Genomic DNA, 24,832 nt, shown 5'->3' with positions numbered 1-24,832 from the left:
AACCAGCCCAGTAACGAGGAGGAGATCCCATGACGGAGCGTTTCACCACAAACGACGCCGGCAACCCGGTACCCAGCGATAAGGATTCGTTGACCGTCGGTCCCGACGGCCCGATCCTGCTGCACGATCACTACCTGATCGAGCAGATGGCGCAGTTCAACCGGGAACGGATCCCGGAACGCCAGCCACATGCCAAGGGCGGCGGCGCATTTGGCTTCTTCGAGGTCACCAACGACGTCAGCAGATACACTCGGGCGGCGGTATTCCAGCCGGGGACCAGAACCGACACATTGATCAGGTTCTCCACGGTGGCGGGCGAGCGCGGCAGTCCAGACACCTGGCGGGACCCACGTGGCTTCGCGCTCAAGTTCTACACCAGCGAAGGCAATTTCGACATGGTCGGCAACAACACGCCGATCTTCTTCATCCGCGACCCGCTGAAGTTTCAGCACTTCATTCGCTCGCAAAAGCGAATGCAGGCAACGAACTTGCGTAACCACAACATGCAGTGGGACTTCTGGACCCTCACCCCGGAGTCGGCGCACCAGGTCACCTGGCTGATGGGCGACCGTGGCATCCCCAAGACCTGGCGGCACATGAACGGCTACAGCAGCCACACGTATAGCTGGATCAACGCCGCCGACGAGATCTTCTGGGTGAAGTACCACTTCATCAGTGACCAGGGCGTCGACTTCCTCACCCAGGAGGACGCCGACCGGCTGGCCGGCGAGGACGGGGATTATCACCAGCGTGATCTGTATGAGTCGATCGAGCGCGGCGACTTCCCGAGTTGGACGCTCAAGATGCAGATCATGCCGTTCGAGGAGGCCAAGACCTACCGGTTCAACCCCTTCGACCTCACCAAGGTGTGGCCGCACGGCGACTACCCGTTGATCGACGTCGGCAAGCTGACCCTGAACCGCAACGTCACCGATTATCACGCTGAGATCGAGCAGGCCGCATTCGAGCCGAACAACATCGTGCCGGGCACCGGACTGAGCCCGGACAAGATGCTGCTCGGTCGCGGTTTCTCGTATTCCGACGCCCACCGGGCCCGGCTGGGCGTCAACTACAAGCAGATTCCGGTGAATTCCCCCAAGGTCGAGGTCAACAGCTACTCCAAGGACGGCGCCATGCGGATCAAGAACGCATCGGATCCGGTGTACGCGCCCAACTCCTTTGGCGGCCCGCATGCCGACCCGCAGCGCGCCGCCGAGGTGCGCTGGTTCGCCGACGGTGAGATGGTGCGATCGGCCTACACCTTGCGTGCCGAGGACGACGACTGGGGACAGGCGGGCACCCTGGTCCGCGATGTGCTCGACGACGACGAACGGGAACGATTGGCCCACAACATCATCGGACACGTATCCAAGGGTGTGCAGGAACCGGTGCTGTCCCGGGTGTTCGAGTACTGGCGCAACGTCGACGCCGATCTCGGCAAGAAGGTAGAGGAGGGAGTCCGGGCGAACCTTGGCTGACCATCGCCGGCTGGCATGATCGAAGCCATGAGCATTGAAGTCGTTTACACCACCGCATCGACTGCGACGGGCGGCGGCCGCGACGGGCACGTCAAGTCCGACGACGGCCGCATTGATCTGGAAACCCGCCCGCCGAAGGCGATGGGGGGCAACGGTGAAGGCACCAACCCTGAGCAGTTGTTCTCGGCCGGCTATGCGGCGTGCTTCCTGGGCGCGCTGCGGCTGGTGGCGGGCAAGGCCAAGGTCAAGCTCGACGACGCCACGGACGTCACCGTAGAGATCGGATTCGGCAAGGATTCCGAGGGCGGGTTCGGCCTCACCGGCAAGATCGTCGGATACCTGCCCGGCCTGGACCAGAGCGCGGCCGACGACCTGGTCCATCAAGCTCACCAGGTGTGCCCGTATTCAAAGGCCACCCGGGGCAACATCGACGTCGACGTATCGGCCAAGGTGTAGCGAGGGCGGGTCCGGGAATATGTCGGACCCGTCTGGAAGATGAAGTGATGGTGACACGCATCGCCACGACCGCTGCGTCCCCGCCGCTGGACGGTATCGGCCCGGCGGACAGCCCGCTGGCCGGCTCGGCGGCCGTCGCACAGCACATCGCCGAGGGTTGCCTCACCGACGGTCCACTGGGGCGCGTCGGCCTGGAACTCGAGGCGCACTGCTTCGATCCCGCGGATCCACTGCGCCGTCCTGGCTGGGATGAGCTGAACGACATTCTCAAATGGGTCGATCCTCTTCCCGGCGGCAGCGTGATAACCATGGAACCTGGTGGCGCCGTTGAACTTTCGGGTCCACCGGCCGACGGTGTGCTGGCCGCGATCGACGCGATGAGCCGTGACCAGGCGGCGCTGCGTTCAGCCTTGGCCGAGTCGGGCCTGGGGCTGGTGTTTCTGGGTGTGGATCCGCTGCGGTCGCCGGCGCGGGTCAACCCCGGCGCGCGTTACCGCGCGATGGAGCGGTTCTTCGCTGCCAGCGACAGTGGGGCAGGCGTGGCGATGATGACCTCGACGGCCTCGATCCAGCTCAATCTCGACGCCGGGCCGCGCACGGGCTGGGTTTCGCGGGTGCGCCTGGCACATGCGTTGGGGCCGACGATGATCGCGATCGCAGGTAATTCCCCGATGCTGGGTGGCGAGTTCACCGGTTGGCAGTCCACCCGGCAGTGGGTGTGGGGACAGATGGATTCGGCGCGGTGTGGGCCGATCCTGGGCGCCAGCGGTGTCGACCCCAGCACCGACTGGGCGCGTTACGCCCTCAAGGCGCCGGTGATGATGGTGCGCAGTCCTGACAATGAAGAAATCCTTGCGGTCACCGACCATGTGCCGTTCACCGATTGGGTGGACGGCAGCGTTCTGCTTGCCGGACGGCGTCCCACCAACGCCGACCTCGAATACCATCTGACCACCCTGTTCCCGCCGGTACGGCCGCGTCAGTGGCTGGAGATCCGCTATCTCGATTCCGTGCCGGAGGCGGTGTGGCCGGCCCTGGCCTTCACCCTCACCACCTTGCTGGACGACCCGGTCGCGGCGGACCTGGCCGCCGAAGCGGTCGAACCGGTGGCCACTGCATGGGACACCGCAGCCCGGTCCGGGCTGGGCGACCGGCGGCTGTACGCGGCGGCCAACCGATGTGTGGCCATCGCTGCGGAGCGCGCACCAGCCGAGCTCGCCGTGGCGATGGAGCAGCTCATGCTCAATGTGGAGAGGGGCCGATGCCCGGCCGACGACTTCGCCGACCGGGTCATCGACAACGGCATCGCGGCAACTGTTGCGCGGATGGCCCGAGGGGGGATGTGACGAAAGAACGGCTTGCCGGCGACCTGGAGCGCGCGCGCACCCGCACGCTGCGGCTCGTCGATTTCGACGACGCCGAACTGCATCGGCAGTACGACCCGTTGATGAGTCCGCTGGTGTGGGACCTGGCGCACATCGGCCAGCAGGAAGAGCTGTGGGTGTTGCGTGGCGGCAACCTGGACCGGCCGGGATTGTTGCCACCGGAGGTGGAAGGGCTCTACGACGCCTTCGTGCACTCTCGCGCCAGCCGCGTGGACCTGCCGTTACTGTCCCCGGCCAGGGCGCGGTCGTTCTGCAGCACGGTCCGCAACGCCGCGCTGGACGCACTGGATGCAATGCCCGACACCGACGTCGACGACGCGGCTCTGTTCAGGTTCGGGTTGGTCGTCAGCCACGAGAATCAGCACGGCGAAACGATGCTGCAGGCGCTGAACCTGCGCTCCGGGGCGCCGCTGTTGCAGGCCACCCAACCAGTTCCCGCCGGTCGTCCCGAACTGGCCGGGACGTCGGTGCTGGTGCCCGGCGGCCCCTTCGTGCTGGGTGTGGACGCCGCAACCGAACCGTACTCGCTGGACAACGAGCGTCCGGCACACGTGGTCGAGGTGACGAGCTTCCGGATCGGACGGGTTCCGGTCACCAACGGCGAATGGCAGCACTTCATCTCCGACGGCGGTTACGCCGAACCGAGATGGTGGTCGGAGCGTGGCTGGCAGCACCGCCAGCAGGCGGGTCTCACGGCGCCGCAATTCTGGGGTGACGGCGGGCGCACCCGCACTCGGTTCGGGTACACCGAGGACCTTCCCGCCGACGAGCCGGTGCAGCACATCTCCTACTTCGAGGCCGAGGCGTACGCGGCGTGGGCCGGCGCACGGCTGCCCACCGAGATCGAGTGGGAGAAGGCCTGCGCCTGGGATCCGGCCGTCGGTACCCGCCGCCGCTATCCGTGGGGCGAGCAGGAGCCATCGGCCGAACGCGCCAACCTCGGCGGCACCACATTGCGCCCCGCGCCGGTGGGGGCCTATCCGGCCGGGGCGTCGGCCTACGGGGCCGAGCAGATGCTGGGTGACGTCTGGGAATGGACCAGCTCGGCGCTGCGGCCCTGGCCAGGCTTCGTGCCGATGATCTACGAGCGTTATTCGCAGCCCTTCTTCGACGGCGACTACCGGGTGTTGCGCGGTGGTTCCTGGGCCGTCGAGTCGTCGATCCTGCGTCCCAGCTTCCGCAACTGGGATCACCCCTACCGTCGACAGATCTTCTCCGGCCTCCGATTGGCCTGGGACGTCTGATGTGTCGTCATCTGGGCTGGCTCGGATCGCAGGTCAGCATTTCCGACCTGATGCTCGAGCCGCCGCAAGGTCTGCTGGTGCAGTCCTACGCGCCGCGCCGCCAGAAGCACGGGCTGATGAACGCAGACGGTTGGGGCGTCGGCTTTTTCGACGATTCCGCCGACGGTTCCGTACCGCGGCGCTGGCGTAGTCCGGCACCGCTATGGGGGGACACCTCATTCGCATCGGTAGCCCCGGCGCTACGCAGCCATTGCGTGGTAGCCGCGGTGCGCTCGGCGACCGTCGGCATGCCGATCGAGATCAGCGCCACGGCGCCCTTCACCGACGGCCAATGGCTGCTGTCGCACAACGGTGTGGTCGACCGCGCGGTGTTGCCGCCTAGCCCGCTGGCCGAATCCGTATGTGACAGTGCGCTGCTCGCTGCGGCCATCTTCGCCCGCGGCTTGGATGCGTTGGGCGACAGCATCATCGAGATCGGCGGTGCCGACCCACAGGCGCGGTTGAACATAATGGCGGCCAACGGTTCCCGGCTGCTCGCCACGGCCTGGGGTGACACGCTGTTCCTGCTGCAGCGTGCCGACGGTGTGGTGCTGGCCAGCGAGCCCTACGACGACGACCCGGATTGGGAAGAGGTGCCAGACCGGCACCTGGTGGAGGTGGGTGCCGACGGCGTCCAGTCGACACCGTTGAACCGTGTGAAGGGAACCTGATGACACTGTCGCTGTCCAATCACCTCGCCGAGGACTCGGCGTTGCAGGCATTGCGTCGCGACGTGTACACCGGTCTGCAGCAGACTCCGAAGTCGTTGCCGCCCAAATGGTTCTACGATTCGGTGGGCAGTGACCTGTTCGACCAGATCACCCGGCTGCCGGAGTACTACCCGACCCGTGCCGAAGCGGCCATCCTGCGGGCCCGATCCGCCGAAGTGGCGGCCGCAAGTGCGGCCGACACCCTCGTGGAACTGGGCAGCGGAACTTCGGAGAAGACGCGGCTGTTGCTGAATGCATTGCGGGACAGCGGCGCGCTGCGCCGTTTCGTGCCGTTCGACGTCGACGCAAACGTGCTCTCGGCGGCGGCCGAGGCAATCCAGCGCGAGTATCCAGGCATCCAAATCAACGCTGTCTGCGGGGATTTCGAGGAACATCTGGCCGAGATCCCCGGTGGTGGGCGTCGCCTGTTCGTTTTCCTGGGTTCGACCATCGGCAACCTCACCCCCGGTCCCCGCGCCGAGTTTCTGGCGGCGTTGTCGGGGGTGATGCGGCCTGGGGACAGCCTGCTGTTGGGCACCGACCTGGTCAAGGACACCCAGCGGCTGGTGCGGGCCTACGACGACGCGGCGGGGGTGACGGCCCGGTTCAATCTCAATGTGCTGTCGGTGATCAACCGCCAGCTCGGCGCGAACTTCACCGTCGATGCCTTTCAGCACGTGGCCCATTGGAACGCCGAAGAGGAACGGATCGAGATGTGGCTGCGGTCCATTCGCCGCCAGCGGGTGCGGGTAGGCGCCCTTGACCTGACAGTCGACTTCGACGCGGGTGAGGAGATGCTCACGGAAGTGTCCTGCAAGTTTCGCCCGGACGCCGTTGGTGCCGAACTCGCCGACGCGGGTTTGACCCGCATCCGGTGGTGGACCGACGACGCGGATGACTTCGGTCTGTCGTTGGCGACCAAGTGACCGAGACGCTGGCCGAGCGCTGGCGCGCGGCCAGGCCGCCGGCGGCGGTGCTGCACCTGGACAACGCGGCGTGTTCGCGCCAGAGCTTGGCGGCTCTCGATGCCGCGGCGCGACACGCCTTGCACGAGTCCGAGGTCGGTGGCTACGTCGCGGCCGATGCCGCCGCACCCGTATTGGACGCCGGCCGTGCCGCGGTGGCCAAACTGTGCGGCCTCCCCGAGGCGGCTGACATCGTATTCACGACCGGTTCGTTGAACGCACTGGATCTGCTGCTCCGCAGTTGGCCGGCCGAGGCCCGCACCTTGGCTTGCCTGCCCGGCGAGTATGGACCGAACCTGGCGGTCATGGCGGCCCACGGATTCGAGGTGCGACAGCTGCCGGTTCTCGAGGACGGTCGGCTGGCGATCGATGACGCGGCCTTCGCACTTCAGGAGAATCCGCCGGACCTGGTGCATTTGACGCCGGTCGCCAGCCACCGCGGCACCGTGCAGCCGCTGGCGATGGTGGCGCAGCTCTGCCGTGAGCTCGGCGTGCCGTTGGTCGTGGACGCCGCGCAGGCCCTAGGCCATATCGACTGCGCCGTGGGTGCCGACGTCACGTATTCGTCGTCGCGCAAATGGATCGGCGGTCCGCGCGGGGTGGGGATCCTGGCGATGCGACCCGACCTGACGGCGCGGCTGACCCGAGGGGTTGAGCAACTCGGCTTCGGTGAGGCCAATGTGGCTGCCCGAGTGGGTTTCTCGGTGGCGCTGGGCGAACACCTGGTCTACGGCCCCGAGAATGTTCGCGCCCGGCTGGCCGAATTGGGCGGCATCGCCCGCTCGCTACTGGCGGACGTGGCCGGGTGGGTCGTCGTCGAAGAGGTCGACGAACCCAGCGCGATCACCACGTTGGTCCCGGTCGACGGAGCCAACCCGGAAGCCGTGCGGGAGTGGTTACTCGCGGAGCGCCGGATCCTCACCACGTATGCCGGAATTGCGCGGGCGCCGATGGAGCTCGGCGAACCGGTGCTCCGCATATCGCCGCATGTCGACACGACGCCCGAGGAGTTGGAAGTCTTTGCCGAAGCGCTGATTTCGGCTAATTCTGCTAACTTCGCTGGTTGAAACCCGTCGGACAAGCCGGAGCGCGCACTCCATGCCAAAAGTCTCAAAAACCCCATATCCGGCAGTAGTGCATATTGCGCGTGTGTGGAGTAACTTCGCTCGGTACGCGTATGAAGTGGCGGGGGCACGCACCTAGGCGCTCCCGCTGCGAATCGCTCGAAGATGAGCTGTCGGAAGGGTCGCAAGGATGAATTTTTCAGTGTTGCCGCCGGAGATCAACTCCCTTCGGATCTTCGCTGGAGCGGGCTCTGCGCCGATGTTGGGTGCCGCGGCGGCCTGGGACGGACTGGCCAGTGAATTAGCCGTGGCCGCCAACTCATTCGGGTCGATAACCTCCGGCCTCGCGACCGCGTCTTGGCAAGGTGCCGCATCCCAGGCGATGGCGGCCGTCGCCGCCCCGTACGCCGGCTGGCTCAGCGCGGTTACCGCGCAAGCAGAGCAGGCGGCTTCGCAGGCGCGGAACATGGCTAGCACGTTCGACGCAGTTCGGGCTGCGATAGTTCACCCCGGGGAGGTCGCGGCCAATCGCAACGTGCTGTTGTCGCTGGTGCGGTCCAATATCTTCGGCTTCAACACTCCCGCCATTTTCGCCGTCGAGGCCGACTACGAGCTGATGTGGGCGCGGGACGTGGCCGCCATGTTTGAGTACTACACGAGCGCGTCAACCATCGCGTCGGCCCTGACGCCGTTCACGCAACCGTTGAAAGCTTTGGCTGGTCTGCCGGGCCAGTTGACAACTGGATCGGCTGCGGCGGCCGCCGCGGCACCGGCCGCCGTGGAAACGTTGCAAACATCGCTCGGTTTCGCGAACTACGGTGGTGGCAACTTCGGGTTCGGCAACTTCGGCTACGGCAACAGAGGCGATGGGAATCTGGGCAACTCCAACATCGGGTCGGCAAACCTGGGTAGTTGGAACATCGGCTTCAGTAACCTGGGCAACGCCAACCTCGGTCTTGGCAACTTCGGTTCAGGCAACCGCGGCTTTGCCAACACCGGCAGCTTCAACATCGGCTTCGGTAACACCGGCAACAACAACATCGGCATCGGGCTGACCGGCGACAATCAAATCGGAATCGTATTGAATTCCGGAAGTGGAAACATCGGTTTGTTCAACTCCGGAAACGGGAATGTCGGTTTCTTCAACTCGGGTAATGGAAACTTTGGGCTTTTCAACTCGGGAAGCTTAAACACCGGCATCGGTAACTCGGGAATCGCCAACACCGGGTTCTTCAACCCAGGTTCCTTCAACACGGGATCCCTTAACTCGGGCATTGGCAATACAGGCTCGCTTAATGCCGGCGACTACAACACGGGTGACATAAACCCCGGTTCGTACAACACCGGCAGCTTTAATATCGGCAACACCAATACCGGCTTCGCCAACTGGGGCGATTACAACACCGGATCCTTTAATTCAGGCAACATGAATAACGGCTTCGGTTGGACAGGGGAGCGCCAGGGCGGCATTTACTTCGCGGTCAGCACGCCCGAAATCACCCTGCCCGCGGTCGACATACCCCCGATTAACGTGGCCGCATTCGACCTGCCTCAGATCTTCGTCCCGCCGATCGATATCGGAGCCTTCACGTCGCCCGTCGCCCGGCTGACAGAATTCCTGCTTCCCACGATCGCCATTCCGCCGATCAACATCGGACCATTCACATCCCCGGAGTCGGTGTCGATCTCTGACTTCCTGCTGCCGACCCTCGGCATCCCGCCGATTTCGATCGGTGAGTTTACGTCGCCGGCCATCGCGCGGCTGAGCGCGTTCAGCCTGCCGGAGATCGGCATCCCAGAGATCACCATCCCGGCCTACACAACCCCGACGCTGACGATTGGCGGCTTCGCTCTGCCAGAGATCGGAATCCCAGCCATCACCATTCCGGAGTATCAGACGCCGGCGAACGTCAATATCGGTAGCTTCAGCCTGCCGTCGATCGGTATACCAGCCATCACCATTCCGGAGTATCAGACGCCGGCGAACATCAACATCGGCAATTTCGGTCTGCCGTCGATCACCATCCCGTCAATCACCATTCCTGCGTACCAAACGCCCGCAGGTGTCAACCTTTCGTCCTTCAGTCTGCCTGAAATCACGACGCAGGCCATTCAAGTACCGCCGATCAACCTACCGTCGGTAACGATCCCGCCGATAACGACTCCACGCGTCACAATCAACGGCTTCAGCCTGCCTACTATTGATGTTCCTAGGATTGATATCCCACTCATTCAGCTTCCGAATTTCTCGGTGGGTGGCAACGACCAGACACTGTTCTCCTTAGAAACGGCGAACGTCCTTGCGCCGAATTACCACTTCATCCTGCGAAACTTCAATATCCCGATCTCTATTGGTAACACCCAGAATGGGTTTATCAACGCGTTCCATCTGGGGAACATCTCAATCGGCAACATGACTCTGCCGTATGTGACGATCGATAATCCCAATGGCCCCGGTGGCGCCTACGTTATTCCTTCCATCGGAATATCCGGTTTCAGCATTCCATCTATTTCGATTCCGTCTATCGGACTGGGTCAATTCAACTTGCCGCGGTTGGGCTGGCCGCAGTTCGACACGCCCCAGGTGACCATCCCGGGCATTCAGCTGGGCAGCTTCAACCTGCCGCAGGTCGGCTGGCCCGAGTTCGAGACACCGGCGTTGACCATTCCGCCGATCGACTTGGGCTCCTTCGACCTGCCGGTGGTCGGCTGGCCGGAGTTCGAGACGCCGGCGCTGACCATCCCGTCGATAACGCTGGCCGAATTCGACCTGCCGCAAATCAGTTGGCCGGAGTTCAGAACGCCGGCGGTCACGATCCCGCCCATCGAAATCGGAGAGTTCCTGCTCCCGCAGCTCACCTCGTCGCAGTTCTTCCTGCCGGAGTTGGAGATTCCGCAGATCGCGGTCGGTCCGTTCAACCTGCCGCAGGTCATCTCGTCGGCCTTCGATCTACCTACGATCGGAATCCCGCCGATCTCGATCGGCGAGTTCAATCTCCCGCAGCTGTTCTCGCAGCCGTTCCAGTTGCCCACGATCGGCATTCCGCCAATCAATGTCGGCGCCTTCGACCTGCCGGCGCTTCACATTCCGCCGATCGTTCTGTCCAGCCAGAAGCTCTTCGAGTTGCAGATTCCGCCCGCGCCCGGCTTCGGAAACACCCTCGACGACCTCTTCACCTCGTCGGGCTTCTTCAACACCGGTGGCACCAACGCCTCGGGCTTCTTCAACAACGGGTCGAACGTGTCCGGGTTCTTCACCGGCAATCCGCTGGGCCTCACCGGCGCTTCGGGCTACAACGTGTTCGGCGAAGGCTCGTCCGGACTGTCGGTACTGGGCGGCGCCGTGTCGGGTCTGTTCAACATCGGGGCGCTGCCGCCGGGTGTCAGCAGCTTCTTGTCGGGCCTGCAGAACATCGGTTCGAGCCTGGCAGGCATCTTCGTGCAGAACTACTGATCGACTTTGTGCGCCGTGAGCAGGTAGGCGGGCATCTTCACGCGGCCCTTTTCGTCGCGGTCGTGCTCCGGAAACTCGATCGGCGGACCAGGCATCGGCGGCGGCGTCGCGAGTGCGTTGGCATGAATGAAGGCCGGACGGATCTCGTCGACCACCCAGTACCTGCTGACCGCATCCCGCAACTCGTCCTCGTCGACTTCATTGGGCTTGGGTTCCAGCTCGGCCGGGAAGGCGCCTTTGGCGAACACCAATACGTAGTAGTTGGCACCCGGGGCAGCCGCGTTGAACACCGAGCGCAGGTAACCGTCGCGGCCCTCGATCGGCAGGGAATGAAACAGCGTGCTGTCGATCACGGTGGAGAAGCGCCCATCGTGCCCGCTGAACGCGGTGATGTCGGCCTGCTGAAAGCTCGCGGTGGACAAGCCCCGCTCCCGGGCGGCTTCGGTGGCCGCCGCGACCGCAGTCGGCGTGATGTCGACGCCGAGGACCGTGTAGCCCTGCGCCGCCAGCGCCAGCGACAACTCCGCGTAGCCGCAGCCGGCGTCCAACACGTCGCTGCGGACCTTGCCGGCCGCGATCAACGCGGCCAGTTCGGGCTGCGGTTCGCCGATGTTCCACGGCGGCGGCCCTTGGAAGACGTTCTGCCGATACGCGTCGTCCCAATCCATCACCTCAGAACTCATGCGACCCAAGGTACGCGCGCCGCATACTGGAACCCATGGCGCAGCTTCCGCCAGCCCGTTATCTGCTACGGGCAAAAGACTTCGTCGACTCCCGCTACCCGACCCGATTACGGTAGACGACCTGGCCACGGCGGCCGGTCTGTCACGCGCACACTTCAGTCGGATGTTCACCCGCACGTTCGGCGAATCGCCTCGCTCCTACCTGCAGACGCGCCGACTCGAGCGCGCCGCCGCACTCCTGCGGTACACCGACCGATCGGTCGCCGATATCGCCGTCATGGTTGGTCTGCGCAGCGTCGGCTCATTCACCACCAGCTTCGCGCGGGTATACGGTTTACCGCCAGCGGCCTACCGCGCCAGTATCCCGCCGGCCTCGGTACACGCACGAGTGCCGAGCTGCATCCTGGCCCGGGACACGCGCCCGCCCGCCGACAGCCGCATCAAGACAGCACACGGGGAGAAGACGGACTGATCTGCCGGACCGTAGCGTGGTGCACATGATGAAAATTGCCAGTGCCCATTTGTGGGTGCACGACCAGGAAGTCGCGCTTAAGTTCTGGACCGATCAGGTGGGTATGGAAGTGCGACAAGATGTTTCGCTGCCGGAGGCAGACTTCCGATGGCTCACCGTTGGCCCACCTGGCCAAGACGACGTGTCCATTGTGCTGATGGCGATCCCGGGTCAGCCGGTGATGGACGCGGTGACCCAAAAGCAGGTCGCCGAACTGATGGCGAAAGGCTTCGCCGGCACGGTGTTCCTGACCACCGAGGACTGTCACGCAACCTACGCGGAGATGAAGTCCCGGGGCGTGGCGTTCACCGAGGAACCGCATGAGATGCCCTACGGCATCGACTGCGGATTCCGCGACCCATCCGGCAACAGTGTCCGGTTGACCCAACTCGCGGAGAACTTCTAGACCTTCCAGGTGTGCACCGGCTCGTTGGCGTGCATGTGCCCGCAGTACCGGCGCAGCATCTCCGCCAGGGCGCGCGGCCGGGACATGCCAGACTTCTCAACCGCCGAAACGGTGGCCACCTGCCAGGTCGCACCGTTGCGACCCGCCCTGGCCCGGCCTTCGATCACGCCCAGGAAGCGGTCGCGCACTTCGCCGTCGACACCCCACCGCTGCAGTCCCTCGTAAGCCATCGGCAGCAATGTTTCCAAAACCAATCGCTGCGTGCTGATTTCGCCGACGCCCGGCCAGTGCAACCGCGCATTGATACCGTGCTGGGCCGCTTCGAAGAAATTACGCTGTGCCACCGGGAAACTCATCTGCGACCACACCGGATGCTCGGCCTCGGACAGGGTCCGCAGCGCCCCGTAGTAGAAGGCCGAATTCGCCAGCATGTCAATGACACTCGGCCCGGCCGGCAGTACCCGGTTCTCCAGGCGCAGGTGCGGGCGCCCGTCGACGACGTCATAGACCGGCCGGTTCCAGCGGTACACCGTGCCGTTGTGTAGGCGCAGTTCGGCCAGCGCAGGAGCGCGGCCGGCGGCCAGTTCGGCGGCGGGATCCTCGTCGGAAAGCTCCGGCAGCAGGGACGGGAAGTAGCGGACGTTTTCCTTGAACAGATCGACGACCGAATCAATCCAGCGCTCACCGAACCAAACTCGCGGGCGTACCCCCTGTGTCTTCAGCTCCTCGGGGCGGGTATCGGTGGACTGCGCGAACAACTCGATACGGGTCTCCGACCACAGCTGGTGGCCGAAGAAATAGGGCGAATTCGCGGCCAGCGCCAGCTGCGGTCCCGCCAGGGCCTGGGCGGCGTTCCAGTTGGCGGCGAAGTCGTCCGGAGCCAATTGGAGATGCAATTGCATACTGGTGCAGGCGGATTCGGGTGCGATTGAAGGAGCCTGCCAGCTCAGCGGTTCCGGGCCCGAGATGTTGATCGAGATGTCCTCACCCCGGGCATTGAAAATCGAGTCGTTCAACGCGGTGTACCGGGTGGATTCACTCATCCAGCCCTCAGTGAGGTGCTCGGGCATCAGGGTGGGCAGAATGCCGATCATCACTATGTGTGAGCCGCTGGAATTCGCCCTCAGTTCGGCGTCGTTCAGACTGGCTCGCACTTCCTTTTCCAGATCCAGGCCGGTGTGTCCGGGCAGCGGGCGCGGCGGGACATTGAATTCGATGTTGTAAGCGCCCAATTCAGTTTGGTAGGCCGGGTCAGCGATGGCGTCGAGCACAAAGCGGTTGGACATCGCGGGCTGGTAGTCGGCGTCGACCAGGTTGCACTCGATCTCCATGCCGGTGAGAGGGCGCTCGGAGTCGAAGCGGGTCTGGGTCAGCATCGTCTCGAAGACGTCCAAGCACAACTGCACTTTGCGCCGGTACTCCCGCCGGTGTGTGCGGTTATACGTGGTGCGCTTGACTTCTTCGCCCACAGCACCGATGCAACAGGTTTACCGGGCGCCGCGCAAGTTTGCCACCACGATCTGGGGCAGCGGCCGCATCGACCTGTTGAATACCCTGCCCCCGCGCAGTTCGACCTTGATCCTCGGGTCGGCATGTTCGGCCAGCGCCAGCAACGCCGAGCGGCTGTAGGCCCGCAGCGAGCTGATGATCCCGTCATGCGGCATGGGGAACATCGCCAGCGGCAGCATGTGAGCCAGCCGCAGCAGATGCAACATCGACGGCGGCCGCGGCAGATCGATGATCACCAGCTTGTCGGCGACCCGGGTACCTTCGCTGAATACCCTCGACGCCAACGCCGGTGGCAGATGGTGGAAGGACAGCGCGAAAACCGCAAGATCGTAACTACTGTCCGGGGAATCAATGGCGGTGGCATCGAGTTGGCGGACCACCGCGCGCGGATGCGAACCAAGGTCGCCCGCACCGATCGCCGCGATCAGCGATGCGTCCACGTCGGAAACCGTCACGTGTGCGGTGCCATGCATCTCGAGCAATGCCCGGGCCAGCCCGCCGTGTCCGGATCCAAGCTCCAGGATCCTGGGCTCGGGCACGTCGGCTACCTCGTCCAGCACGATGCGGGCGATTGTCTTGTGCAAGCCGAACACCCTGCCCACCCGGTCCAGGGAGCGGATCGCGGCGCGCTTCTTGGCGTCCACGTCGTCACGGTCGATGTATTCCGGACGGTCGGTCTCCAGCCGGCGGTCCAGCCACGACGCATGCGGACCGCCACGCGGCATGCTCTCGATGTCAACGGTCACGTAGGCAATCATGGACGATTACACGCAGTGTCCGTCGTCGCCCCTAGGAGGCCAGTTGGCTGAGTTCGTTGCCGCTATCGACCAGGGCACCACCAGCACCCGCTGCATGATCTTCGATCATGACGGCGCCGAGGTGGCTCGTCATCAACTTGAGCACGACCAGATCCTGCCTCGCGCCGGCTGGGTCGAACACAATCCGGTGGAGATCTGGGAGCGCACGGTCTCGGTGCTCATGTCGGTGCTGAACGCCAGCAACATCTCCGCGAAAGACATTGCCGCCCTGGGCATCACCAACCAGCGCGAAACGACGCTGGTGTGGAACAAGCAGACCGGGCGCCCCTACTACAACGCCATCGTCTGGCAGGACACCCGCACCGACCGCATCGCCTCAGCCCTGGACCGGGACGGGCGCGGTGACATCATCCGCCGTAAGGCGGGCCTACCGCCGGCGACCTATTTCTCCGGCGGCAAGTTGCAGTGGATCCTGGATAACGTCGACGGGGTGCGCGCCGACGCCGAGCGCGGTGACGCCCTGTTCGGCACCGCGGACAGTTGGGTGCTGTGGAATCTCACCGGCGGCGCGCGCGGCGGGGTGCACGTCACCGACGTGACCAACGCCAGCCGCACCATGTTGATGAACCTGGAGACGCTGGACTGGGACGACGAACTGCTGTCGTTGTTCTCCATTCCGCGGGCGATGCTGCCCACCATCGAACCGTCCTCGCCGCTGCAGCCCTACGGCGTCACGTCGGACGCGGGTCCCGTCGGCGGCGAGATTCCGATCACCGGGGTGCTCGGCGACCAGCACGCGGCGATGGTGGGACAGGTATGCCTAAACGCGGGCGAGGCGAAGAACACCTACGGCACCGGCAACTTCTTGTTGCTCAACACCGGCGAGACGATCGTGCGGTCCGACAACGGCCTGCTGACCACGGTCTGCTACCAGTTCGGCGATGCCAAACCCGTCTACGCCCTGGAGGGCTCGATCGCCGTCACCGGCTCGGCCGTGCAGTGGCTGCGCGATCAACTGGGCATCATCAGCGGCGCCGCGCAAAGCGAGTCGTTGGCCAGACAGGTCGCCGACAACGGCGGCGTTTACTTCGTGCCGGCATTCTCCGGGCTCTTCGCGCCGTACTGGCGCTCGGACGCCCGGGGAGCGATCGTCGGTCTGTCCCGGTTCAACACCAATGCACATCTGGCTCGCGCGACGCTCGAGGCGATCTGCTATCAGAGTCGCGACGTGGTCGATGCCATGGAAGCCGATTCCGGTGTCCGTCTGGAAGTGCTGAAGGTCGACGGCGGCATCACCGGCAACGACCTGTGCATGCAGATCCAGGCCGACGTGCTGGGTGTGGACGTGGTGCGACCGGTGGTGGCCGAGACGACCGCGCTCGGAGCTGCCTACGCGGCGGGTCTGGCGGTCGGCTTCTGGGACGGCCCGGACGACCTGCGCGAGAACTGGCACGAAGACAAGCGTTGGACGCCGGACTGGGATGACGACCAACGCGCGGAGGGGTACGCGGGTTGGCGTAAAGCCGTGCAGCGGACCCTGGACTGGGTCGACGTGTCCTAGGCTCCGCGAGCGTCCGGCCCGGCCTCAGCCCGGCCTCAGCCCGGCCCGCCTCAGCCCGCGAGCGTGCACAGAATGTCGGGTGCGACGGCGTGTCGCCGGACATCTGCGCACGTTCGCGGGAAGGCCGGGGGTGAGCAGCAGAGCAGCAGGTGCTCAGTCCTCGCCGAGGATCCCGTAGATCTCGCGGCGCGCATTGTTGAGCACGTCGGTGATGCGCTGCTGTTGCTCGGCGCTGGCGGCGTGCGCGGACTGCGCGACCGCACCGAACAGTTGGCGGGCGGCGGTCCGCAGGTTGATGTGGCCCGGGTCCACTCCCTCGGCGATCTCCTCCCAGGGTGGGGTGGACAGCTGTTCGGCGGCGGCACGTCCGTCGTCGGTCAGCTCGAACAGCTTCTTGCTGCCGTCGCTGTCATTGGCTCTGACCAGGCCTTCGTCGGCGAGTAGTTGCAGCGTCGGATAGACCGACCCGGGGCTCGGCTTCCATAGTCCGTTGCTACGCTCGGCGATTTCCTGGATCATCTCGTAACCATGCATGGGCCGCTCTTTGAGCAGCGTCAGGATGGCCGCCCGGACGTCGCCGCGCCGACCGCGGCCGCCCCGGCGTCCGCCGCGACGGCCGCCGGGACCGAAGCCGAATCCGGGGCCGAACCCGGGCCCGAAGCCCGGTCCGAAACCGGGGCCGAAGCCCAGCGGTCCGTCATGATCTTTGGCGTGGTCGCGGAGCTGGTCGAAAAATTCGCGCCGGGCCGCTCGCCGGGCGCCATGCAGTGCGCGGCGCTGAGCCGGCCCCGGCCGGACTCCGCCGCCGAAGCCGGGAGGGCCGAAACCGAATCCCGGTCGTGGGATCGATGGTCCGTCGAGGGGACCGAAAGGATTGAAAGGGGTGTTCATGTCTGTTTCCTCTAGTTCGTGGGTGTATCGCTACATATCACGATATATCGTGAACGAACGTGATGCAACGAATCTGCCCGGTGCCTATCCGTTTGCAACCCCTGGGCGCTGGGTAGCACCTGTCGCATGAACGGCAACAACCGCGACCTGACCATGGCTTCCGGTCCTGGTAGCGGCCCCGACGCGCGCGGCGACGACGGCGCCAAGGCGCGGGCCCGGGTCAACTGGGTGCTGGCACTGCTGACCGTTCCAGGGGCGGCCATCGTGATGCTGTTCGCGCTCGGAGCTGTGATGAGCACCGACTCGTGTACGCAACAGCGGTGCCCCAAGCTCGGCGGCGGGATCAATTTCGACGTCTTGTTCTACGGCCCGCCGCTGGTGGCGCTCCTGGTGATCGTCACCTCGGTTTTCACCGCAAAGCGGCGCACCGGTTTCCTGGTGCCGCTGGCCGGTTTGGCCCTGTTGATCGGCGACGTCGCGATTCTGGCGGCCAGCGTCGCACAGTGATCAAGTCGGCGGTGCGAATCCGCCGGGTTCTGGGGGCCGGTGCGACTCCGGTTCCGGCTCTGCTGCCGGCGACTGCCATGAGGTAGGCGCGGGTGCCGGCCCCGGTGCTGGCGGGGGCCCCGGCTGCCAACCCGGGGGCTGTGGTCCGGGCTGCGGGGGAATGCTGGCATGGAGCCGGGCAAGCTCGCGGCGGTGTCGCTCCGCCAGCACCGCGGCCAGAACCAGCTGTGGCGGGACCCCGGGCGGCGGTGGGGGCGCGATGCGGGACAGCACATCGTTGGCGATGCGGTAAGCCATCTGGTCCCGCAGCGCGGGGTCGAGTTGCATTGCCCGGGAGAGGAATTGGCGGGCGACCTCAGCCTGTCCGGCGGACAGCCCGGATAGTTGCAGCGACGACGCCCACCCCGCCAGTGGTGGCGGCATCATCGGCGGCGGCGTCAATCGAGGCCCGCGTTCGCTGACCACGACGGTGCCGGCGAAAATGTCACCCACCCGCTTCGCCTTCGGCGACAGCACACTGCAGATCACGGCCGGACTGCCGAGCAGCATCCAGATCTCCACCACCGAGGCGAGCGCGCGAAATACCGCCTGGCGGAAGCGTTCTGGGCCGCCGTCGTCGCTCACCACCCGCAGCCCCATCACCATCTTGCCCAGCGAACGGCCCCGGGTCGCGGTCTCGATGGCGATCGGATAGCCGACTATGGCCAGCACGGTGAAGATGATGACGAACGCGACCGTCAACGCCGAGTCGAACTGGGACAGCGTCGCCGCCCCCAACAGCAGTCCGAGGAAGTAGCCGACGAAAATCACGGTGAGGTCGATGATCGCGCTCAGCGCACGCACCGGCAGCTGGGCGATCTGGACGTCGAGTACGACGGCGTCCCCGGTTACCACCTCGGACATACTCCGGAACGGTACAGCCACTGCCGGCGGGTTGCCGCTGGGTAGGCTGCGATGGTGGACGTCGACGCGTTCCTGCTGACCCACCGCAGCACTTGGGACCGGCTCGACCAGTTGATCAAGAGGCGCCGTTCGCTCACCGGTGCCGAAATCGATGAACTCGTCGAGCTTTACCAGCGCGTGTCCACCCACTTGTCGATGCTGCGGTCGGTGTCGTCGGACTCCGAGGTGACCGGCCGGCTGTCGAGCCTGGTCGCCCGCGCCCGCTCCGCGGTGACCGGCGCCCATGCCCCGCTCACCAGTACCTTCGTGCGGTTCTGGACGGTGTCGTTCCCGGTCGTCGCGTATCGAACCTGGCGTTGGTGGCTGGCCACAGCGTTGACGTTTTTCGCCGTCGTCGTGGTTATGGCGTTCTGGGTTGCCGGCAGCCCCGAGGTGCAGTCAGTCATCGGGACACCGGCGGACATCGACGAACTGGTGAACCATGACGTCGAGTCCTATTACAGCGAGCACCCTGCGGCGGCGTTCGCGTTGCAGGTGTGGGTGAACAACTCGTGGGTTGCGGCCAAGTGCATTGCGATGTCCGTCCTACTGGGACTTCCGATTCCGTTCGTGCTCTTCCAGAACGCAGCCAACGTCGGGGTGATCGCGGGCCTGATGTTCCAGGCGGGCAAGGGTGGTCTGCTGCTGGGCCTGCTGCTGCCGCACGGCCTGCTGGAGTTGACGGCGGTGTTCCTCGCCGCTGCAACCGGGATGCGGCTGGGCTGGTCGGTGATCTCGCCCGGTGATCGGCCGCGGGGGCAGGTGCTGGCCGAGGAGGGCCGCGCGGTGGTGTCTGTCGCCGTGGGACTGGTGGGCGTGCTGCTCGTCGCCGGCCTGATCGAAGCGATGGTGACGCCGTCGCCGCTGCCGACGTTCGCGCGCATCGGTATCGGTGTGCTGGCCGAGGCGGCGTTCCTGACTTACGTCGTGTACTTCGGTCGCAAGGCCGTCGCCGCGGGCGAGACCGGGGACATCGAGGACGCGCCCGACGTCGTGCCGACCGGCTAGCCCTGGCGAGCGTGAATCTCACGACGCGACACGCCGTGGGGGCGTCGCAGTTCGCACAGTGGGCGCACGAATCGTGCGTCAGAGCTGGCCGGTGGCCTTCATCGCCAGGTAGCGGTCGGCGAGACCGGGCGCGATCTCGGTGGGGGGCGCGTCGACGACCTCCACCCCGCTGCGGCGTAGCCGGGAGGCGATGGCCCGCCGCTCGTTGCGCGCCCGTTCGGCTGCGGCCGCGTCGTACACCGCCGCCGCGTCCGATCGGCCGGCAGCCAACTGGTCTACCCGCGGGTCGGCGACCGCGGCGACCAGCACGTGGTGCTTGGCGGACAGCTGCGGGAGCATGGGCAGCAATCCCTCGTCCAGCGCGGTGGCGTTGAGGTCCGTCAGCAGCACCACCAGCGACCGTCGGCGGGTGCGCCGCAGAATCGCCGCGACCATTGCGCGCCAATCGGATTCGACGAGTGCCGGTTGCAGTGGGGCCATCGCGTCAACCAGTTGCGCGAGCAGCTCGGTGCGCGACGCCCCGAACACCGCGGCCCGGCTCACCCGATCGTGGGCCAGGAAGTCGACATGGTCACCGGCGCGGGAGGCCAGCGCCGCCAACAACAACGCCGCGTCCATTGCCCAGTCGAGTCGGGGCCAGCCGGCGGGATCGGCCGCCGTCGGATCGACGCCGACTCGTCCCGCCGCCATGCGTCCGGTGTCGAGCACGATGACCACCCGCCGGTCGCGCTCGGGCCGCCACGTGCGAACCATCACGTCGGTGCGGCGCGCGCTCGCCCGCCAGTCGATCGACCGGACGTCGTCGCCCACGACATATTCGCGCAGCGAGTCGAATTCGGTGCCCTGTCCGCGGATCAGGGTGGGCAGCAGCCCGTCGATCTCCCGCAATTTGGCCAACCGTGACGGCAGGTGCTTGCGGGATAAGAACGGTGGCAGAACCCGGACCTGTCCAGGTACCGGTTGTGAACTCTGCCGTCCCGCCAAACCCAACGGGCCGATCGAGCGAGCCGTGACCGCGGCAGCGCGCTGGTCACCCCGTCGCACCGGTCGCAGTTGGGTCTCCAACTGCTGGCGCTGACCGGCTGCCAAAGCCAGCGGGTGGGTTCGTGGTTCGGCACGCGCACTGGGCGGCCAGGCATCGCGAAGCCGGCCGCGGAACCGGCGCCGTCCGTCGTTCTGTATCAACAGGCCCGCCGTCACCGGCTGGCCCAGCCGGGCCGACGTATCCGGCGAACGGGTGAAGCGAAGGCGACGGGGGCTGGCGGCGAGCACTACGTCGACGACCACCAAGATGGCCAGCATCAACAGCAGTATCTCGAAAGCCCTTGCGGGCCAGGGTGCTACCGCGATCGGCAGGACGCATATCAGCGCCAGCAGCCCGGTGCGTCCGGTGAGGATCACTAGCGGGGCACCGGGACCGACGCCAGGATTCCGTCCAGGACGCCGTCGGGCGTGGCACCCTCCAGCTCGGCCTCCGGACGCAGCATGATGCGGTGCCGCAGCGTCGGACGGGCCATGGCCTTGACGTCGTCCGGTGTGACGTAGTTGCGTCCGGACAACCAGGCCCACGACCGGGCGGTGCCCAGCAGCGCGGTCGCGCCGCGTGGCGAAACACCAAGCTGCAGAGCGGGAGAGGAACGGGTGGCGCCGACGATGTCGACGATGTATCCCAGGACTTCATCACCGATCAACACCTGACGCACGGCCTCGCGTCCGGCCGCGAGCTCTGCCGGTCCGGCGATCGGCTTGATCGCGGAGAGGTCCCGCGGATCGAACCCGTGCGCGTGCCGGCCGAGGATCGCGATCTCGGCGTCGCGCGGGGGCAGCGTCACATTCAGCTTGAGCAGAAAGCGGTCGAGTTGGGCTTCGGGCAGCTGGTAGGTGCCTTCGTACTCGATGGGGTTCTGCGTCGCGGCGACGATGAACGGGTCCGGCAGGAGTTTCGGTTCTCCGTCCACGCTGACCTGGCGTTCCTCCATCGCCTCGAGCAGTGCGGCTTGTGTCTTGGGTGGCGTCCGGTTGATCTCGTCGGCCAGCAGCAGATTGGTGAACACCGGACCAGGCCGGAAAGCGAACTCCGCGGTGTGCGTGTCGTAGACCAGCGAGCCGGTGACATCACCCGGCATCAGGTCCGGGGTGAACTGCACGCGCTTGAACTCGAGCTGCAAAGCAGCGGCCAAGGCGCGCACCATCAGCGTCTTCGCAACTCCGGGAACACCTTCCAGCAGCACATGGCCACGGCACAGTAGTGCGATCACCAGGCCGCTGATCACACCCTCTTGTCCGACAACGGCTTTGGCGATCTCGGAGCGCAGTTCCAGCAATGCCGCACGGGCGGTGTCGGCGGTCGGGGCGGTGGACTGTGTCACGAGTGGGTGACCTGCCTTTCGATGTCGTCCAGCGCACGGGCTAGCTGGAGTAGGTCGCCGTCATTCGCCGGCGGTGGACCAAACAGGTGGTATTGGACGAGGTCCGGGTCGGCCCCGCAGCGCTCGGCGACCGTCATCACGACGGCCGGTGGTGCGGCACTGGGGCCGAGGCCGAGGCGGGGCAGCAGCCGCTGCAGCGTCGCCGTCCGCAATGCCTCCGCGGCACGATCGCGGGCGCGCCGGGACCGGTAGAGGCGGCCGCGGCCTTCGACCGTCTCGGAGGCACGGACCACGACCGGTAGTTCCTCGGCCACCAGCGGGCCGAGGCGCCGGCCCTTCCACAGCGCAACCAGGATCACCACCAGCCAGAGCTGCCAGACGATCCACGTCACGTTCTCCGGGATCAAGTCGAAGATGGACCCGTGCGGGGTGCTGTGCCCTTCGACGCGCTGCGGTGCGTACCAGATGACCCTTGGCCGCGCACCCGCGAGATTCATTGCCAGCGCGGCATTGCCTTCTTCCAGGAGCCCGTCGTTGGTCATGAAGTGGCTGCTGCCGACCACGGTGACGGTTCGGCCCTGCTCGCGATAGCTGACCAGGGCGCCGCCGTAACAACTGACCAGGCCCAGATCGCCCTTGGCCCGGTAGGCGTCAGTTGGTCCGAAATTCACCGCTCCGGCCCGGTTAGCCTGCGGCAGTGGGCAATTTGGCTCGTTGCCGAACTCGTCGGCGGCGCCCACCCGTAGCTTCGGGGTCAGCGCCGTGCGGGCGCGGGTGGTGGGATCCACCAGCAACAGGTCACCGGGGACGTCGGCCAGTCGCCCCAACAGCGTGTTGTCGGTGAGGTATTGGGTTTGCGCAATCAGCAGCAAGGTGTCCGGACGCGCGGCGCGCTCGACGTCGGCGACGGTGTTGGCCACCACCACCTCGACGCCGCCGTCGCGGAGCAGAGCCACCAGCGCGTGGGCTCCGGATGGGCTGGTGGCCTCGGGGTCCATCGTGCCGCCCGGCCGGGGCGCGGTCAGATATGTGGTGATCGCGGCGACGACGGCGAGGGCGGCCAGTGCGAGCAGCACCCCACGCCAGGGGCGCCGCTGGCGCAACTGTTCGGTGGCCGGACGGGTGGACGTCACCGGACCTGCGCCCAGGAGTTCGGCACCGCGGCGTGTTCCACCGGCGCGGTGCCGGTGGCGCGCGAGCGCAGGTGGTCATCGAGGTCGGCGATCATCTGGTAAGCGGCTTGGGTGCCGGGCCGCTCTCCGTAGGTGACGTCGTTGAAAGCCGTTGCCGCCTGGGCTAATTCACCGGCCAGACGGGGAAGGGCCTGTCCGGCGTCGTTGGCCAACTCATTCGCGGTCCGGCCCGGCACGGGCGCGAGCACGCCGGTTTCTTCCAGCTCCCGCGCCACCGCGCGGAGCCGGTGCCGGATCGCGGCCGACCAGTTGCCCTCGGCGGCAAAGCTTTCCGCTGTGGCCCGGTGTTGGGCCGCGGTCAGTTGGCCGACGTCGAACAGTTCGTAATCGCCGCCGCGGTTGGTGCGCATGGTACGGCGCGCGACATGGACTGCGACGACGACGGCAATCACCGCCAGGATCAGCATTACGGTGACGGTGAACCAGCCGCCGGAGATGTGCGAAGTCTTCGTCAGCAGCCGCATCAGGAACTCGTTGATCTTGTCGAAGATCGCTTCGGTTACCGATGGTTTGGGATAGATCGGTTTGTTCAGTTCGCGCTGGGCCGCCTCATGCGCGGCGTCACGGTCGATGTCGATGAAGGGCACTGTCAGCTCACCGATCTTTCAGAAAGGCCTGGTGAGCCATAGGTTGTCGGTGGATTCGACCGCTCCCGGTCCACCCTGCGCGCCGGTCTGCAATACCAGATCGAACGCCTCGGCCCGGATTCTCCGGTCGGTGTAGAGCAGCACCACCACACCGGCGACGAAAGGCGCAGTGACGATCTGGCTGACCGCACCGCCGATGGACGACAGCGTGGTACCGACGAGCAGTGTGGTGGTGCTCGAGGAGCCCATCAGCAGAATCTCGCCGACCACACTGAAGGGCGCCGAGATCGCGCCGCCGACGATGCCGACCACCAGCGCCGCCAGTAACCGGATGCCCAGCACCCGCCAAAAGCTGTTGCGTATCAGGGCGAAAGACCGGGTGATCGCGTCGAGGACCGGTAATCGCTCCAGCACGATGAGCACCGGTGCGAACAACAGCACGGTGTAGGCATAGACCAACAACAGCAGCACCAGGAGCAATAGCGGCAGGCCCAGCAGGACCGCGGCCGCGGCGTTGGCGGCAGCCGCGACGCCGACCAGGATCACCACGACCAATCCGACGACCACCGCCATCCCGATTGCTTCCAGCAGCGCCAGGCCGAACAGCGCGAGCAGCCGCCCGCGAACCTTCGTCCACGCTTCTTTGATGGTGATCGGCGATCCGAACACTGCGCGTCCGACCACGACGGTGAGCATTCCGCTGAGCAGCATGCCGCCCAGCCAACCGACCAGTGCGCTGCCGGCCAGCGACGCGGTCCAGGCACCCAAAGCCCCGAGGCTGGCCTCTGTATCGGCCGGAGAGTCACCAGCGTTCAGCCGGCTGATGGCGGTGAGTGGTCCGATGGTCGCGAGCAATGAAATGACCTGCATGACGACCACGACCATGGTGGTCAGACCCAAGGTCGGCTTGGGGTTGGCGCGGATGTAGCCGACGGCGCCGTTGAAGATGTCGCTGAGCGTCAGCGGTCGCAGCGGGATGATGCCGGGCTTGACCGCCCCCGGGATGAGGGGCGGACCGAACGGCGTCGCTCCGTAACCGGGACCCGGCGGGGGACCGTAACCGCGGTCTCTTATGCAGATCTGACGGTGCCGACGCTACTCGTTGTGTAGAT

The 24,832-nt window shown here is 65.9% G+C and carries 21 protein-coding genes and 2 pseudogenes; 13 read left to right on the top strand and 10 right to left on the bottom strand.

The features are described from left to right. Positions 1-29 precede the first annotated feature (29 nt). From A9X01_RS26250 to A9X01_RS26215, 8 genes are all read left to right on the top strand, one after another. Positions 30-1,478, top strand: a complete 1,449-nt coding sequence (locus A9X01_RS26250; protein ID WP_065123501.1) for a catalase — start codon at positions 30-32, stop codon at positions 1,476-1,478. A gap of 27 nt (positions 1,479-1,505) precedes the next feature. Further along, positions 1,506-1,934 carry an organic hydroperoxide resistance protein gene (locus A9X01_RS26245; RefSeq protein WP_172832612.1) on the top strand — a complete coding sequence of 143 codons (429 nt, stop codon included), beginning with the start codon at positions 1,506-1,508 and terminating at the stop codon, positions 1,932-1,934. A gap of 50 nt (positions 1,935-1,984) precedes the next feature. Next, a complete protein-coding gene (gene egtA / locus A9X01_RS26240; RefSeq protein ID WP_155772300.1) occupies positions 1,985-3,280 on the top strand; it encodes an ergothioneine biosynthesis glutamate--cysteine ligase EgtA in 1,296 nt (431 codons plus the stop codon). Then, the gene (gene egtB, locus A9X01_RS26235; protein WP_065123498.1) at positions 3,277-4,563 is read left to right on the top strand and encodes an ergothioneine biosynthesis protein EgtB; all 1,287 of its coding nucleotides are present in this window, start codon (positions 3,277-3,279) and stop codon (positions 4,561-4,563) included. The genes egtA and egtB overlap by 4 nt, the downstream gene beginning before the upstream one ends. Beyond that, the gene (gene egtC / locus A9X01_RS26230; RefSeq protein ID WP_065123497.1) at positions 4,563-5,273 is read left to right on the top strand and encodes an ergothioneine biosynthesis protein EgtC; all 711 of its coding nucleotides are present in this window, start codon (positions 4,563-4,565) and stop codon (positions 5,271-5,273) included. The genes egtB and egtC overlap by 1 nt, the downstream gene beginning before the upstream one ends. Beyond that, positions 5,273-6,238, top strand: a complete 966-nt coding sequence (gene egtD, locus A9X01_RS26225) for an L-histidine N(alpha)-methyltransferase (RefSeq protein ID WP_065123496.1) — start codon at positions 5,273-5,275, stop codon at positions 6,236-6,238. The genes egtC and egtD overlap by 1 nt, the downstream gene beginning before the upstream one ends. Beyond that, complete coding sequence (egtE, locus tag A9X01_RS26220) at positions 6,235-7,344, top strand: ergothioneine biosynthesis PLP-dependent enzyme EgtE (RefSeq protein ID WP_065123495.1); 1,110 nt, start codon at positions 6,235-6,237, stop codon at positions 7,342-7,344. The genes egtD and egtE overlap by 4 nt, the downstream gene beginning before the upstream one ends. Before the next feature lie 187 nt (positions 7,345-7,531). Beyond that, on the top strand, positions 7,532-10,795 hold the full coding sequence (locus A9X01_RS26215) for a PPE family protein (protein ID WP_065123494.1): 3,264 nt from the start codon (positions 7,532-7,534) through the stop codon (positions 10,793-10,795). Here the strand turns inward: A9X01_RS26215 and A9X01_RS26210 are convergent. Then, positions 10,789-11,478 (bottom strand): class I SAM-dependent methyltransferase, encoded by a 690-nt coding sequence (locus A9X01_RS26210; protein ID WP_065123493.1) that lies wholly within the window; start codon positions 11,476-11,478, stop codon positions 10,789-10,791. The genes A9X01_RS26215 and A9X01_RS26210 overlap by 7 nt on opposite strands. Before the next feature lie 35 nt (positions 11,479-11,513). Here A9X01_RS26210 and A9X01_RS26205 point away from each other — a divergent pair. Together A9X01_RS26205 and A9X01_RS26200 are read left to right on the top strand one after the other, a co-directional pair. Next, positions 11,514-11,950 (top strand): annotated as a pseudogene (locus A9X01_RS26205) (helix-turn-helix transcriptional regulator). Between the two features lie 25 nt (positions 11,951-11,975). Next, the gene (locus tag A9X01_RS26200; protein WP_065123516.1) at positions 11,976-12,395 is read left to right on the top strand and encodes a VOC family protein; all 420 of its coding nucleotides are present in this window, start codon (positions 11,976-11,978) and stop codon (positions 12,393-12,395) included. Here A9X01_RS26200 and A9X01_RS26195 read toward each other — a convergent pair. Further along, positions 12,392-13,864, bottom strand: coding sequence for a glutamate-cysteine ligase family protein (locus A9X01_RS26195; protein WP_065123492.1), 1,473 nt, complete (start codon positions 13,862-13,864; stop codon positions 12,392-12,394). The genes A9X01_RS26200 and A9X01_RS26195 overlap by 4 nt on opposite strands. Positions 13,865-13,882: 18 nt before the next feature. Next, the gene (locus A9X01_RS26190; protein ID WP_081282645.1) at positions 13,883-14,662 is read right to left on the bottom strand and encodes a class I SAM-dependent methyltransferase; all 780 of its coding nucleotides are present in this window, start codon (positions 14,660-14,662) and stop codon (positions 13,883-13,885) included. Between A9X01_RS26190 and glpK the strand changes: the two genes are divergently transcribed. Then, positions 14,661-16,223, top strand: coding sequence for a glycerol kinase GlpK (gene glpK / locus A9X01_RS26185; RefSeq protein WP_065123491.1), 1,563 nt, complete (start codon positions 14,661-14,663; stop codon positions 16,221-16,223). The genes A9X01_RS26190 and glpK overlap by 2 nt on opposite strands. A 153-nt stretch (positions 16,224-16,376) precedes the next feature. Here glpK and A9X01_RS26180 read toward each other — a convergent pair whose 3' ends face one another. After that, a complete protein-coding gene (locus tag A9X01_RS26180) occupies positions 16,377-17,114 on the bottom strand; it encodes a PadR family transcriptional regulator (RefSeq protein WP_065123490.1) in 738 nt (245 codons plus the stop codon). A gap of 126 nt (positions 17,115-17,240) precedes the next feature. On the opposite strand from A9X01_RS26180, the gene A9X01_RS26175 reads away from it, so the two are divergent. Continuing rightward, entirely contained in the window at positions 17,241-17,621 is a 381-nt protein-coding gene (locus A9X01_RS26175; RefSeq protein WP_065123489.1) for a hypothetical protein, read from the top strand. On the opposite strand, the gene A9X01_RS26170 is transcribed toward A9X01_RS26175, so the two are convergent. After that, complete coding sequence (locus A9X01_RS26170; protein ID WP_065123488.1) at positions 17,622-18,524, bottom strand: RDD family protein; 903 nt, start codon at positions 18,522-18,524, stop codon at positions 17,622-17,624. It abuts the gene before it with no gap. A 54-nt stretch (positions 18,525-18,578) separates the two neighbouring features. Here A9X01_RS26170 and A9X01_RS26165 point away from each other — a divergent pair, with 54 nt between their 5' ends. Further along, on the top strand, positions 18,579-19,571 hold the full coding sequence (locus A9X01_RS26165; protein ID WP_065123514.1) for a stage II sporulation protein M: 993 nt from the start codon (positions 18,579-18,581) through the stop codon (positions 19,569-19,571). A gap of 78 nt (positions 19,572-19,649) precedes the next feature. On the opposite strand, the gene A9X01_RS26160 is transcribed toward A9X01_RS26165, so the two are convergent. The 5 genes and pseudogenes from A9X01_RS26160 to A9X01_RS26140 form a co-directional block, all read right to left on the bottom strand. After that, on the bottom strand, positions 19,650-20,972 hold the full coding sequence (locus A9X01_RS26160) for a DUF58 domain-containing protein (RefSeq protein ID WP_065123487.1): 1,323 nt from the start codon (positions 20,970-20,972) through the stop codon (positions 19,650-19,652). Beyond that, positions 20,972-21,940 (bottom strand): AAA family ATPase, encoded by a 969-nt coding sequence (locus tag A9X01_RS26155; protein ID WP_065123486.1) that lies wholly within the window; start codon positions 21,938-21,940, stop codon positions 20,972-20,974. The genes A9X01_RS26160 and A9X01_RS26155 overlap by 1 nt, the downstream gene beginning before the upstream one ends. Continuing rightward, positions 21,937-23,088 (bottom strand): DUF4350 domain-containing protein, encoded by a 1,152-nt coding sequence (locus tag A9X01_RS26150; protein ID WP_065123485.1) that lies wholly within the window; start codon positions 23,086-23,088, stop codon positions 21,937-21,939. The genes A9X01_RS26155 and A9X01_RS26150 overlap by 4 nt, the downstream gene beginning before the upstream one ends. After that, complete coding sequence (locus A9X01_RS26145) at positions 23,070-23,720, bottom strand: DUF4129 domain-containing protein (RefSeq protein ID WP_065123484.1); 651 nt, start codon at positions 23,718-23,720, stop codon at positions 23,070-23,072. The genes A9X01_RS26150 and A9X01_RS26145 overlap by 19 nt, the downstream gene beginning before the upstream one ends. 18 nt (positions 23,721-23,738) lie before the next feature. Beyond that, positions 23,739-24,782, bottom strand: a pseudogene (locus A9X01_RS26140) (DUF7847 domain-containing protein); the annotation flags it as partial. Between the last annotated feature and the right edge of the window lie 50 nt (positions 24,783-24,832).

The sequence above is a fragment of the Mycobacterium asiaticum genome (genome assembly GCF_001668675.1).
Lineage (GTDB): Bacteria > Actinomycetota > Actinomycetes > Mycobacteriales > Mycobacteriaceae > Mycobacterium > Mycobacterium asiaticum_D.
Note: the sequence above shows the minus strand (reverse complement) of the source record. Positions and strands in the feature narration are given on the sequence as shown.

Bases quoted from the DNA above. Each gene is read 5' to 3' on its own strand.
- A9X01_RS26190 (WP_081282645.1), bottom strand. From the start codon at position 14,662: ATGATTGCCTACGTGACCGTTGACATCGAGAGCATGCCGCGTGGCGGT.
- A9X01_RS26210 (WP_065123493.1), bottom strand. From the start codon at position 11,478: ATGAGTTCTGAGGTGATGGATTGGGACGACGCGTATCGGCAGAACGTC.
- glpK (WP_065123491.1), top strand. From the start codon at position 14,661: ATGGACGATTACACGCAGTGTCCGTCGTCGCCCCTAGGAGGCCAGTTG.
- A9X01_RS26215 (WP_065123494.1), top strand. From the start codon at position 7,532: ATGAATTTTTCAGTGTTGCCGCCGGAGATCAACTCCCTTCGGATCTTC.
- A9X01_RS26180 (WP_065123490.1), bottom strand. From the start codon at position 17,114: ATGAACACCCCTTTCAATCCTTTCGGTCCCCTCGACGGACCATCGATC.
- egtC (WP_065123497.1), top strand. From the start codon at position 4,563: ATGTGTCGTCATCTGGGCTGGCTCGGATCGCAGGTCAGCATTTCCGAC.
- A9X01_RS26250 (WP_065123501.1), top strand. From the start codon at position 30: ATGACGGAGCGTTTCACCACAAACGACGCCGGCAACCCGGTACCCAGC.
- A9X01_RS26175 (WP_065123489.1), top strand. From the start codon at position 17,241: ATGAACGGCAACAACCGCGACCTGACCATGGCTTCCGGTCCTGGTAGC.
- A9X01_RS26200 (WP_065123516.1), top strand. From the start codon at position 11,976: ATGATGAAAATTGCCAGTGCCCATTTGTGGGTGCACGACCAGGAAGTC.
- A9X01_RS26170 (WP_065123488.1), bottom strand. From the start codon at position 18,524: ATGTCCGAGGTGGTAACCGGGGACGCCGTCGTACTCGACGTCCAGATC.
- egtD (WP_065123496.1), top strand. From the start codon at position 5,273: ATGACACTGTCGCTGTCCAATCACCTCGCCGAGGACTCGGCGTTGCAG.
- A9X01_RS26245 (WP_172832612.1), top strand. From the start codon at position 1,506: ATGAGCATTGAAGTCGTTTACACCACCGCATCGACTGCGACGGGCGGC.